At 51.3% G+C, this 12,757-nt stretch carries 14 protein-coding genes; all 14 read right to left on the bottom strand.

What is annotated here, in order from left to right:
• Positions 1-8 precede the first annotated feature (8 nt).
• The 14 genes from gatA to QY311_02395 all read right to left on the bottom strand — a co-directional run bounded on the left by gatA (position 9) and on the right by QY311_02395 (position 12,756).
• Positions 9-1,388: an Asp-tRNA(Asn)/Glu-tRNA(Gln) amidotransferase subunit GatA gene (gatA, locus tag QY311_02460; GenBank protein ID WKZ26976.1), complete on the bottom strand. Its 1,380-nt coding sequence runs from the start codon at positions 1,386-1,388 to the stop codon at positions 9-11.
• 3 nt (positions 1,389-1,391) lie between these two features.
• Complete coding sequence (gene gatC, locus QY311_02455; GenBank protein ID WKZ26975.1) at positions 1,392-1,682, bottom strand: Asp-tRNA(Asn)/Glu-tRNA(Gln) amidotransferase subunit GatC; 291 nt, start codon at positions 1,680-1,682, stop codon at positions 1,392-1,394.
• 30 nt (positions 1,683-1,712) lie between these two features.
• Positions 1,713-3,749 carry an NAD-dependent DNA ligase LigA gene (gene ligA / locus QY311_02450; GenBank protein ID WKZ26974.1) on the bottom strand — a complete coding sequence of 679 codons (2,037 nt, stop codon included), beginning with the start codon at positions 3,747-3,749 and terminating at the stop codon, positions 1,713-1,715.
• Positions 3,750-3,773: 24 nt separating this feature from the next.
• Positions 3,774-4,130 (bottom strand): hypothetical protein, encoded by a 357-nt coding sequence (locus QY311_02445; protein ID WKZ26973.1) that lies wholly within the window; start codon positions 4,128-4,130, stop codon positions 3,774-3,776.
• Positions 4,117-4,635 carry a prepilin-type N-terminal cleavage/methylation domain-containing protein gene (locus QY311_02440; GenBank protein ID WKZ26972.1) on the bottom strand — a complete coding sequence of 173 codons (519 nt, stop codon included), beginning with the start codon at positions 4,633-4,635 and terminating at the stop codon, positions 4,117-4,119. The genes QY311_02445 and QY311_02440 overlap by 14 nt, the downstream gene beginning before the upstream one ends.
• Complete coding sequence (locus tag QY311_02435) at positions 4,622-5,104, bottom strand: hypothetical protein (GenBank protein WKZ26971.1); 483 nt, start codon at positions 5,102-5,104, stop codon at positions 4,622-4,624. Before QY311_02435 ends, QY311_02440 begins: the two co-directional genes overlap by 14 nt.
• On the bottom strand, positions 5,095-6,321 hold the full coding sequence (locus QY311_02430) for a prepilin-type N-terminal cleavage/methylation domain-containing protein (protein ID WKZ26970.1): 1,227 nt from the start codon (positions 6,319-6,321) through the stop codon (positions 5,095-5,097). Before QY311_02430 ends, QY311_02435 begins: the two co-directional genes overlap by 10 nt.
• The gene (locus QY311_02425; GenBank protein ID WKZ26969.1) at positions 6,314-6,778 is read right to left on the bottom strand and encodes a hypothetical protein; all 465 of its coding nucleotides are present in this window, start codon (positions 6,776-6,778) and stop codon (positions 6,314-6,316) included. The genes QY311_02430 and QY311_02425 overlap by 8 nt, the downstream gene beginning before the upstream one ends.
• On the bottom strand, positions 6,750-7,505 hold the full coding sequence (locus tag QY311_02420) for a prepilin peptidase (protein WKZ26968.1): 756 nt from the start codon (positions 7,503-7,505) through the stop codon (positions 6,750-6,752). The genes QY311_02425 and QY311_02420 overlap by 29 nt, the downstream gene beginning before the upstream one ends.
• 62 nt (positions 7,506-7,567) lie before the next feature.
• Entirely contained in the window at positions 7,568-8,068 is a 501-nt protein-coding gene (locus QY311_02415; protein WKZ26967.1) for a type II secretion system protein, read from the bottom strand.
• Between the two features lie 74 nt (positions 8,069-8,142).
• Positions 8,143-8,655, bottom strand: coding sequence for a type II secretion system protein (locus QY311_02410; protein ID WKZ26966.1), 513 nt, complete (start codon positions 8,653-8,655; stop codon positions 8,143-8,145).
• 62 nt (positions 8,656-8,717) lie between these two features.
• Entirely contained in the window at positions 8,718-9,926 is a 1,209-nt protein-coding gene (locus QY311_02405; protein ID WKZ26965.1) for a type II secretion system F family protein, read from the bottom strand.
• 2 nt (positions 9,927-9,928) lie between these two features.
• Positions 9,929-10,999 (bottom strand): PilT/PilU family type 4a pilus ATPase, encoded by a 1,071-nt coding sequence (locus QY311_02400; protein WKZ26964.1) that lies wholly within the window; start codon positions 10,997-10,999, stop codon positions 9,929-9,931.
• The gene (locus QY311_02395; protein ID WKZ26963.1) at positions 10,996-12,756 is read right to left on the bottom strand and encodes an ATPase, T2SS/T4P/T4SS family; all 1,761 of its coding nucleotides are present in this window, start codon (positions 12,754-12,756) and stop codon (positions 10,996-10,998) included. The genes QY311_02400 and QY311_02395 overlap by 4 nt, the downstream gene beginning before the upstream one ends.
• Position 12,757 lies beyond the last annotated feature (1 nt).

Raw genomic sequence — 12,757 nt, 5'->3', positions numbered from 1 at the left:
GAGTTCTATTATACCGCACGTTCGAGCGCATACCCAATGCGCAACATTGTTTCTTCGTCAAACGCTTTACTAGTGATGTGAACGCCAACCGGCATACCGCTCTCACGTCCAACGCCATACGGCACAGAAAGCGCTGGAAGTCCGGCTAAATTTGCTGGGACCGTGTACATATCAGAGAGATACATCGCCAAAGGATCGTCGCTTTTTTCTCCGATGCGAAACGCCGTTGTTGGAGTTGTCGGGCCGACAATGACGTCAACGTTCTCGAAAGCACGATCATAGTCTTGCGAGATAAGAGCGCGAACGCGTTGTGCCTTCATATAATACGCATCAAAATACCCGGCGGAAAGCGCATACGTTCCCAGAATAATACGCCGCTTCGGCTCTGCGCCAAAACCACCACTTCGTGCACGCTCATACGCCTCTAACACAGTCTCAGCGCTCGTGTCCGAGAACCCATAACGCACACCGTCAAAGCGTGCAAGGTTCGCTGAAACCTCACACGGCATCACGACATAATACACGGCAAGCGCGAGTGGCGCATGTGGCAATGAGACATCGACAATCTGCGCACCCTGTGCGCGCAATGCCTCTATCGCCTGCTCTACATTTTCACGCACCTCAGGAGCAAGGCCGTCTCCGAAGTGCTCCTGCACCACACCAACGCGAAGACCTGAAATATCTTCAAGCATCTTCTCTGTATATGCGGGAACTGGACGCTCTACTGTTGTAGCGTCATATGGGTCATGCCCAGCAATTACTTCGAGTATATGCGCAGCATCAGCCACATTGCGAGTGAGCGGCCCTATCTGATCCAAAGACGACCCCATAGCTATTGCGCCGTGGCGTGACACGCGTCCATACGTTGGCTTAAGGCCAACAATTCCACAGAATGCCGCTGGCTGGCGGATTGATCCGCCAGTGTCAGTGCCAAGCGCCGCCACGCACAACCCCGCAGCAACCGCAGCTGCAGAACCACCAGAAGATCCTCCCGGCACGCGTGAAGTATCGAGTGGATTTTTCACTACACCAAACGCAGAATTTTCTGTCGATGAACCCATTGCGAATTCATCTAAGTTTGTTTTTCCAAAGATAGTCGCGCCCGCCGCGAGAAGTTTTTCAACGACCGTTGCGTGATATGTGGCAATATATCCCTCAAGAATACGGGAGCCGGCAGTGCACGCCTCGCCACGCACTAAAATGTTGTCCTTCACCGCAATCGGGGCGCCGGCCAGTAGCCCCTGAGTATGTGCAGGCATCACAGTAGCGTCTGAAATGAATGCATTCAGATCCGCTCGGGCCTCCCGTGCAGCGCGATATTCAGCAAGGAGCCTTTCAAGGCCCTCCGTAAGCTGTGCTTCTTTAAATGTAGTAAGCGTGTGCTGCATGTATTATTTTTTCTTTCGTAACACTGTATGCACGCGCACAAAGGCCTCATCGTGACGCGGCGCTGAGTCCACGAGTGAGCTGCTGGCAATCGACACGCCGTCATCTGCGCGCCACGCATTGCGTAAACCCGTCGTTTGTAAGAGCGGCTCGATTCCCTCTGTGGGAACCGCGGCAAGTTGGTCAATGTACGCCAAAATCGCATCGCAATCTTTGGCGAGCTTCTCTTTCTCTTCTGGCGCCAGCGAGAGTCGCGCGAGGCGAGCTACGTGATTAATATCAATACGCTCTGACATATTGCCTAGCCTATCAGGAAGTCTCCGGCATCACAATGGTGCGCCCGCACGTTGTAATAGCTCAAGGAACGCATCTTCGGAAAGTACTGCAACGCCAAGACGCTGCGCATCCGCAAGTTTCGACCCGGGATCCGCACCGGCAACAACATACGAAGTCGCGCGAGAAACAGCGCTCGCAACCTTTCCTCCCGACGCACGAATATGAGCAGTTATAACATCGCGAGAAGCTCGAGAAAGCGTCCCCGTAAGAACAAAGGTAAGGCCGGAAAGTTTGCTAGCATCGGGTGCGTTTTTATATTGTTCGACATGCACACCTTTTGCGAAAAGTCGCTCCAATAGTCTTACGTGAGCTGCGTCGCTAAACCACGCGACAATACTCTCGCCAACAATCGGGCCCACATCAGGAACACGCTCGAGCTCTTCGCGTGGCGCTTGCTGGAGACGATCAAGAGACTCAAATGTGCGAGCAAGCACACGCGCACTCTCTTCTCCAACATGAGGGATCCCGAGAGCAACAATAAAGCGCTCCAGTGAAATACGCTTGCGCTTCTGGATAGCTGATACCACATTGTGCGCAGACACCTCTGCGAAACGATCGAGGTTCAAAAGATCAGCTTCAGTGAGCGCAAAGAGATCTGCCGCGTCCCCCACAAGGCCCGCGTCCATAAGCTGGTCGATGATTTTAGGGCCAACGCCTTCGATATGAAAGGCGCGTCGGGACACAAAATGATAAAGTCGCTCACGCTGCTGCGCTGGACACTCACGATTCGGACACCGAAACGCGACGAATCCATCTTCTCGTATGAGCGGCGTCGCACACACAGGGCACTTTTTTGGCATCACAAATTGACGCTCTTCTCCTGTTCGCAATTCGTGTAGCACCTGCATGACATCAGGGATCACGTCACCTGCGCGCCCAACCACTACCGTATCGCCAATACGTACGCCAAGACGCTCAATCTCATCGATATTATGGAGAGTCGCACGCGATACCATTGTGCCGCCAATACGCACAGGACGTAATATGGCAACGGGCGTCATGACGCCAGTGCGACCAACTTGCACAACAATATCTTCAACAACAGTCTGCGCATTACGAGGCGCGAATTTAAAGGCGACCCCGCCCCGCGGCGCCTTCCCAATAATCCCCGCCTCATTATAGAGGGCGAGATCGTTGAGTGACACCACAATCCCATCGATCTCATAGGGAAGGCGCTCTCGCTCTCTCTCCCACCGCTCCCAAAACTCAATAACTGCATCGAGCGATTGAGCAATAGTACCGTGCGGATTCACTTTGAGCCCGCACGCCGTCAAGGCGTCATATTGAGCCTTGCGGGTTGGGTAACGTAAAGCGCCCCCCTCCCCCTCTTCAACAATGCCATATGCGAAAAAGTTTAGCCTACGCGCCGCGGTCACCAACGGGTCAAGTTGTCGGATAGAACCGGCAGCAAGGTTCCGGGGATTTGCGTACACCTTTTGTCCATTGCTCTCTTGTTCTCTATTAATGCGCTCTAATTCCTCTTTTGTGACAAAAGCTTCGCCACGAATAGCTAGCTCGCCCACATGTGCGCCTTCGAGCCGCAGTGGGATCGCTTCAATAGTACGTACATTTTGCGTAACATCTTCGCCCACAAATCCATCGCCCCGCGTTGACGCCTGGACTAATACCCCATCGCGGTATACCAACTCGATAGCGAGGCCATCCATTTTGAGATCACAATAAAACTCTGCAGGAATCTCGCGCTTGAGGTGAGAAGAAAGTCGTTCAAACCAGCTCCTCATTTCATCCGGAGAAAAAACGTCGTTCAATGAGTTCATCCTGCTTCGTGACGCGGGACGCACCACTTTTTTAAAGCCATCATGCACACCGCCGGCAACACGTTGAGTTGGTGAATCAAGGGTTACGAGTTCAGGATACTGTTGCTCCAGATCAAAAAGCTCTTTTTTAAGAGAATCGAGTACCTCATCAGAAAGCTCCTGCCTATCCTCAACATGGTAAAGATAGCGGTGTCGATTGATCGCCTCACGAAGCTTTGCGATTCGCTGCTCTATGGCTCGAGAAACCATGTTTTTACACTATCACACCAAACACTACTGACCAAGCTCAAGGGCGCGACCCGTGCCACGGTATATGCCCTGCGCACGAAATGCAGCCGCCCCCTGATTTTCACAGCTTGTTAACGCAATTCCAGTAGCAATATCGATGAGCTCATAGGAGAGGTCTGGATCTGTAAACACAAGGTCAGCCGCCCCACGACGCGCTTCATATAAACAAAATTCTGCAGCGCTGTCCGCACCAAAAAGCGCAATTACCGCTTCCGTAGCCTGCGCGGCAGAGCGCTGACTTACCGCAAACCCACCCAGCGACGCGAGGACGATGGTCATCATCACCGCAAGCAAGAGCACTGTAAATATAATAATAGAACCCCTCTGATTATTCTGTTTCATAGTCTCGAAGAGAAACGGTCGTTTGAACGTTCAGCTCTTTCTGTTCGGAAACCCTCTCGCTATCATACACCGCATTTATGAGAATGGTGACGCGCGTCTGCTCGCCATCAAGACCGGCGTGGCGCACACAGAAAGAAAGGTCCTGAATCAGTACTTCACCTGCGGTGATGTGTCCTGAAACGCCATCGACCGTACGTTCGATCGCGACGCCATCGTGACGATAAATGACCGCACCCAAGATTGGATGTACGAGAGTGAGCTGAGAGAGCGCACACGATGCGTCTTCTTGATCAGCGCTAATACTACTCATTCTGATATCGCGGGCCATAAGCTCAAGTGCATATTGCACACTCTCCTGCACGCGCTGTGCCGCAGCACCGCTCTTCACCACCGTGAGCGCCTTACCGAAAACTCCCTGAGACGCAATAACCACAACGGAAAAAACAAAAATAGCTACAACCGTCTCAACAAGTGTAAACCCGTTTTTATTTTTAGTACCAGTCATAGATATGAGATTCAACTACGATACTCCGAGTCCTTCCACGCTCTTCCCACACAACCTCACTTTGTACGAGAAATTCGAAAGCACTTTCGGCCGATATGCGGATCGTGCGCACAAAAGGCGTTGCAACACCATCGGAATACGAATAGATCCCCGATGCGTTGACGAGCAATGGCTGGCTAGTTGCCGCTGCTAACGTATCCTCATTCCATGCGATTTCCCAATCTCCTGCAGTAACACGGGTACCAAACGCACTACCAGCAAACCAATCAGCATCTCGTAAGGCGCGCACAATCTCTGCGCCCTCTTGTGCAAGTTGCGATGCAATTAGGCTATTGCGAATGCTGTCCGATGATCGAGAAGAGGCCGTCGCAACGAGAAGCGCGGGCAAGATGCCCATAGTTAAAAGAAAAAGCGCGACAAGCGATTCAAGCAATGAAAAACCATTGGGACGAGGGAGTGTCATTGGCATTTCCAGCAATACCCTGGCCACGGACAAAAATCATTGCCGCACCACTGCTTACTCACGCACGTTCCAGAACACTCATCATTACACTGGTCAAGTGCATCAGCGTCATACCATCCCATTTCCGCACACGTCATTGGCTCCGGCGTTGGGGTTGGTGTTGGTGTGGGAGTTGGAGTCGGCGTTGGGGTTGGTGTTGGTGCCGCAGAAACCGAAATCGCTGCGCTTGACCCCATGATATCTCCGTCAGCAACACTATTATTGATATAAAATAGCGCCCAATATGTCCCAGCGGTGGTAGGAACAGGTATCGTGATAGAGCTCGGGCCAGACACAGTAGACCCGGGAATCGACTGTGAGCTATTCAGGTAGCGCCACGTGCGGAGGCCTGCACTAGTATTCACCCACGTTTGTCCGTAGGGCACGATAGCAATCCAATCAGACGCATACCCGGAAAAATAAAAACGTTGCCAGGAAACCTGAATAGATGAGCCCCCTGTCGTACTCGCTGGGGCGGAAAGAGTTGCAAATGGTGTTGGTGTCGGCGTTGGGGTGGGGGTCGGAGTGGGTGTTGGTGTCGGCGTTGGGGTGGGGGTCGGAGTGGGTGTTGGTGTCGGCGTTGGGGTGGGGGGTGGGCCAGATGATAGCGGCGTGGCGCAACTTGCATCAGCGCGGATAAGATCGACTTTCCCGGTTGCGAATATACATACACGCTGACACTGCTCCGCAGAAGCATCACAGTCTGTATCCGTCGGCCCAATAACAACATCCATGGGAGCCTGGTCCGCTCCAATAGTATTATCGAGGGCCGCAGTGCCGCTTGGTGGCTCGAAGAAAACATCTCCTACCGCGGTTTTAAATGAAAGAGTTGGATCAAGAAGCGAAAATTCTTCAATGATCGCGTCAGTTCCTTCTTCATAATTTCTATTCTCGTTTGCGCACACCACACTCCCTGCATCGGGTCCTGCGTAAAGCGCATATGTTGTTTCCGTTGTTACGGTGACACCAAAACCACAACGAAACGCATTTTCGTATTGAGTCCCGGAAAGCGCACGCGATTGTGTTGAGCGCACATCGGTGACAAATCGTTCGGCGGCTTTTCGCGTCACAACCGTCGTTTTATTGAAACGGGTAACTACACCGGTTGTGACAACGCCGGTAATTGCGATGACAACGAGAATCTCAATGAGTGTAAAGCCGAGCGAACGACGAAAATTATTCATCAAGTGAAACGCTCACCATGTCGCCGGGACGAATAGGCACCGCGTGAGCTTTACTCACGTCAACGGCTTGCGTGTTGCGCATTATTTTTACCGGCACCGCTACCTGAGCTGATCGCGTTGCAATACCATCGAGTGCCATAATGCGCATGCCGCGTCCCTCATCGATAGCGAAGCGAAGCGTAATATTCCCAGCCATTGCAGCGGCATTCAAGGCATCGACAAGCGTCATGCCCCGAACAACATCTCCCTCAAATACTCGCGTTCCCTGCGGTAACGCAAATGCAACCTGTGCGGTGCCCTGATCGCCGCCCCCCGAAACGATAAGAGCGCCCAGAAACACTGCGACGATGAGCAGCTGCACGAACATGCTGGGGGGACGCACTTCATCGGCGCGCGTTCGCGCTACAAGCTCTGCAGTTGCAGCCTTACTAGAAAAGTCGTTCCAGTGATCGTACATAAGAAGGAAAAAGAATTACAATACTCGCACCAGCACACAAAAATGTTCCGAGCGGAATAGCGGTCTGAAGCGTTGCCCGCCTTGTTATAACAAGTACGAGCGCCCATGCCGCCGCAAGCCACACGCCACCAACAATTGCTAAAAATCCAAGCGGGTATCCAAGAAGCAATCCAATGCCTCCCGCTAGCTTTGCATCACCAAGACCAATCCATCGACCACGCGATACTCCATGTAGTATACCAAAAAAAGCTGCAAGCCCAGCCCCAGAAAGTAGATATTCTGGCAATGGATGCCCACTAGCAACGTGCCCCACTATTGCAACAGCAGCCACGCACCCCGTAAACACATCGGGAAGCCATAAGTATCTTGCATCAAGTCGCATGAGAGCAACAAAGAGAACCAGTGCACATGCATATGCAATGACGATTGGTTCAGCTGGCGGCCAGTAAGCGGAGGCCCAGAGCATCGCAAGACCGGCCATACCAGCCTCACCCCACACATATTCTGCAGAGAACTTCTGCTTGCACGTACGGCAGTGAAATTGAAGCCAAAGAGCACTCAGAATCGGGATAAGATCGTACCATGCGATGCGAGACCCGCACGCGACACAGTGAGAGCGTCCGGAAATCCACGACTCTCCCTTGCCCGTGCGCATAACGAGTACATTCACAAAACTTCCTAGAAACGCACCGCATATTCCGGCGAGGATCAGCGTCATAATATCCATAGAGTCATCATACCAAAAACAAAACGGCCCCGATATGGGCCGTTTTGTTTTTGTGCGTACAATTACTTCTGTCCGATGTCGTAGACACAGTCAATAGAAGACGAGTTTGTGCATGTTTCTGCTGCGCCATCTTCCGCCGCACCACTGCCAACAGTCCATGCTGGCGTTAAGACTTCCCTCGAATTGATGTCGGCATCACTATTTAACGCCCTATTATTGGACTCTAATTCAGCCCAAAGGTGGTACGCCGTTCGCTTACCAGCCGAACCGCCACGATACAGATAGTTATATTCCCCATCGGTTGAGGGGTCTATTGGGACCGTCGTCCCAGAGATGTAGTTGATAAGATCTGTATAGATATCGTCCGGATATCCACCCACTTGATCATTGTGGATCTCGATCGCCTGTGCGATTTGCGCAATATCACTTAAGCGCTTTGCATCACGTGCACGTCCGCGCGCACTTCCCAACTGAGTGAGTGCTGTTGTTGCCAAAATACCGATGATGGCAATGACCACCAGCAGCTCAATCAGTGTAAATCCTTGTTGTAATTTTTTTCGCATACTAGAAATGGTGTGGCGCGCCGTGTGTTCTCAAGAGACCGCCCGGTTCGCCACGATTATTGTTTATAACTACATTATAACTTCTGCCCCACATCATACACGCAGTCATTGTCAGCAGTTGTGCAAGCCTCGGTTATGGCGCTATCAGACGCATCGATAGTATCGCCGGTCCATTCGGTGAGGGTCTCTGAATCAATGTCCGCATCGCTCTCAAGAACTCGGGAGTACGCCTCCAGCTCAATCCAGAGATGATAGTAGCGGCGGGGGGCGCCTACGGACGTCGCGTAGTTGTATGGGTCTCCGGTCGCTGGATCCGTTGGTACCACATTGCCTGAAATATACGCATCGAGCGTACCTGCAGTAATGTCGGCGGGATATCCATCATCTTCACTATTATTATAAAACTCGATCACCTGCGCTATTTCACGTATGTCAGAAATGCGACGGGCATCGCGCGCTTTCGCGCGTGCAGATCCGAGCTGCGTCAGCCCAGTAGTTGCCAAAATACCAATGATGGCAATGACCACCAGCAACTCAACGAGCGTGAAGCCTCGAGCAAACCGAGAGCGGAGGTGGGAATGTTTCATATATCGCTGCATTGTATTATCGCGCTTACCGCACAGAGGCACAAGGGATATTATCAACAACACTATTGCGCAGTAAGGCTGTAGAGCGGTAAAAGAATTGCAGAAACCAACACTGCAACACCAAAACCAAGGAAAAGCATGAGCACAGGCTCCACAAGCGAAGAGATGGACTGCACGCTTGACTCAGATTCAGCACGATAAAACTTTGCCACATACGTAAGCATGCTATCGAGCTTACCAGTCTTCTCACCGATGGCGACCATGGAGCTCATGAGCGCAGGAATAAGCGTTGGATTTTCTGCAAGCGTAGTGGCAACACCTCCCCCGCCTCGAACCGTTTGCTCTACCTTGAGTAGTAAAGCTTCATAGGATTTGTTGCCAACAAGATCTGCAACAAGTTTAATAGCGTCCAAAATGCCCACACCTGACTTAATAAGCGTGGAAAAAATTTCTGCGATGCGAGACAGGTATACGTTACGGAAAATCTTTCCAAACCCAGGCACGCGCAGTTGGAGCGCGTCAAATTGTACGCGGCCCGTCGGCGTTTTTATATATCGCCAAAGACCAACCGCACCCAACACTAAGGCTACAAGAATATAGACGATGTACTCCGTCATGAAGTTTGAAGTGGCAATAAGAAGGCGCGTCTGGAGCGGGAGTTCAATGTTCCCCGCCTCTTCAAAGACAACGAGTAGCTGCGGGAGCACATAGGTCATCATAATAATAACGACAACAGCCATCGCAAAAATAATGAATGCAGGATATGCAAGGGCCCCTTTTAGTTTTGCCGTAAGGGCGTAGCTTCGCTCTAAGTAGTCAGCAAGATACTGAAGTGATTCCTGTAATTTACCGGAGATTTCTCCTGACTTTACCAATTTGACATAAAAAGGAGAGAAAAGACTCACATGAGCATTCATGGAGTCAGCAAGCCCTACGCCCGATTCAACGGAATCAGCTATGTCATTGATGATTTTCTGGAATGTTTTCTTTTCTGTCTGCTTTGCGAGCGTACGCAAGCCTTCGGCGAGCGGCATTTCCGCTTCAATGAGCGTTGCTAACTGGCGCGTAAAAATAACGATGTCCTTCTGCTTTGGCTTAGAAAAAAGAAGGCCGATATCAGAATAGACGAGAGGTTTTTTCGCTGATTGAATAGAAAGGAGGGTAAGCCCTTTATTATGCAGAGTATCAACTGCGATCCCCTCGTTTGGCGCGTCAACCACACCCTGCAACACGCGACCCGTTTGGTCTTTGGCTTGATAGAGAAATTCCATAATTATATGCGCAGCATTGACCTCAGGTTCTGTGGGTTTGTGGCGTAGAATTCAGCATTCTCAATACTCACCTCCTGCTTGCGCACTAAGTCGGCAAGCGATCGATCAAGCGAGATCATGCCCACATCTTGGCTTGTCTCAATAACCTGCTCTAATTGTTTAATCTTATTTTCTCGAATCATCGTGCGCACTGCGGTAGTGCCCATCATCACTTCAACGGCAGCGGCAAGCCCCCCTTGGATACGCGGCACGAGACGCTGTGACACAACTCCAGAAAGAATATTTGCGAGCTGAACGCGAATCTGCGGCTGTTGCTCCGGTGGGAAGCTGTCAATAATACGCTCCACTGTTTGGGGCGCACTGTTGGTGTGCAATGATGCGAACACTAAGCGGCCCGTCTCTGCGGCAGTGACCGCAGCGCTCATCGTTTCATAGTCGCGCATTTCACCAACCACAATCACATTGTTATCCTGACGAAATGTCCCGCGGAGCGCCTTATAGAATGAAAGGGTGTCCTGCTCCACCTCACGTTGGTCAATAATACTCTTCTCCGATTTATAAATAGCCTCAATCGGGTCTTCAATGGTGACAATTTTTTCCGCACGCTCTTGGTTGATCCGCTCAATCATGGCCGCGAGCGTCGTTGATTTGCCGTGTCCATTCGGCCCAACCACCAACACAAGACCTTGTGAAAGCTTCGTGAACACATTCAGTATCGGGGGCAACTTGAGCTCTTCAAGGGTCCGGATATTATCGGGGACAAAACGTAGCACGGCAGCGATATTCCCTTTGGTATAGTAGGCATTTACGCGAAAGCGAGCCTTATCTTCAAAACTAAATGAGAAGTCGAGCTCTCGATCCTTCTTAAAACGCTCCTTTCGCTCCGGTCCCATGAGAAGGTCGGCGAGACTTTCCAAAGTCTCTCGATCAAGGATCGGCTTATTAGTGAGCGGCATGAGACGACGATCAACGCGCACCACGGGATAGTACCCAGGTGAAAGGTGCAAATCGGACGCACCCTGTTGTGCGGTAATAGTGAGCAACTCTGCAAGAAATGCTTTTGGATCAATCATGATGAAGAATCGCCAACAAGCTCTAAGATGTCCTGAAGCGACGCCATGCCTTGGAGCACCTTGAGAATACCATCTTGATACATAGTAAGCATCCCCTGTCGCTCCGCTTCCTGACGAAGCGCAGCCTCGGAAAAGGTGCTGAGCACTAGCTTTTCGATTGCGGGGGTCATTTCGAGCACCTCATAAACACCGACACGGCCTTTGTATCCCTTCCCGCCACACTCCGGACACCCGCCAGGATTGATATTTGGCTTTTGGATTGTGTAACCGTCCTTCACCGCATATGTCTCTTGATACGCTCGCGGCATTTCTTGCACCGCTTTAGTAATCATTTCCTGCTCGGTTGCGTTCGCTTTTTCGGTGAGCGCACACGCTTTGCATAGTCTGCGCACCAACCGTTGCCCCACCACCACATTAAGGGTTGGCGGAATAAGATATTTCTCGATTCCCATATCAATGAGACGAGGAATGACTCCGATCGCATCATTCGTGTGCAGCGTTGAGAGCACGAGGTGGCCAGTGAGTGCGGCTTGTGTTGCAAGACCCGCCGTTTCATGGTCACGCACTTCACCGACCACTACGATATCCGGGTCTTGGCGCAAAATACTACGCAACCCGGTGGCAAACGTGTAGCCAATTTCTTCATGCACCTGAGACTGGTTTACTCCATCCAAAAAATATTCTACCGGATCTTCCAAGGTCACAATGTTTACATCTTCCGTGTTCAATCGTCGCAGCACCGCAGCAATCGTTGTTGATTTACCAGAGCCTGTAGGACCGGTGATAAGGATGCTCCCGTATGGCTTTGCGATTGCACGCTCCAGCGCGGCGCGCGGTTCGTCTTGAAATCCCAACTGTTCCATGCCGACATCATTCCCGAATGGATCAAGAATACGCATCACAATTTTTTCACCATGTTTCGTGGGTAGCGTGGAAACACGATAATCGATCTTGCGGCTACCAACGCGAAGCGAGAATCGACCATCTTGACTGATGCGCGTTTCATCAATCTTGAGCTCGGAGAGAATTTTGACACGCGTGACAATTGCGGGGTGCAGCTGCCGCGGGAGTTGCAGTGTTTTCACCAACGCACCATCGATGCGATAGCGTACTCGTACGCGCTCTTCAAACGGCTCGATGTGAATATCCGAAGCACGAGACTCAACGGCATGTTTTAAAATAGCGCCAACAATCTTAATAACCGGAGATTCTGCGGTAATCTCTTCAAGCTGCAACGTACTCGCCTCTGCTTCTGCCTTCACTTCGGTAGCATCTTGTGCCAGCGCATCAAGCGCAAGTCCAACATCGCCACTCAATGTGCGATTATTCGCGAGAAGCTTTTCGAGCCCTTGGGCGGATACAATGTATTTTTCAAGGCGGAGCCCCTTTCCTACAGCAACGAATTTCAACGCCTCAAGGGCATCGATATCCTCTGGGTTTACCAATGCCACCTTCAGTGTAGTGTCATCCCGATCAAATGCGACAATGCGATAAAAAGCAGCAACATCTTCTGGGATAAGCGCAAGTGCGTCTGGGTTTGGCTGCAGCGTGCCTGCGTCGAGGCTCGGCAATTTATATAGCTTTGAACGAAGTGCGGTGAGATCCTTTTCTGAAATAATATTTTGCTCGACAAGCAAATCTGAAAGATCTTTCCGCTCCTGACGTGCGCGCGCGTCAAGCGCAAGCGCCGCATCCTCGGTAATGAGGTTTTGACGAACTAATTCTTGAATCAGGAGAATGGGGGTACGATTTGCCATA

It is taken from the genome of Candidatus Paceibacterota bacterium, assembly GCA_030583765.1.
Classification (GTDB): Bacteria; Patescibacteriota; Minisyncoccia; order 2-02-FULL-40-12; family GWA2-44-9.
The sequence above is the reverse complement of the archived record's forward strand: the minus strand, read 5'-3'. Positions and strand labels throughout refer to the sequence as shown.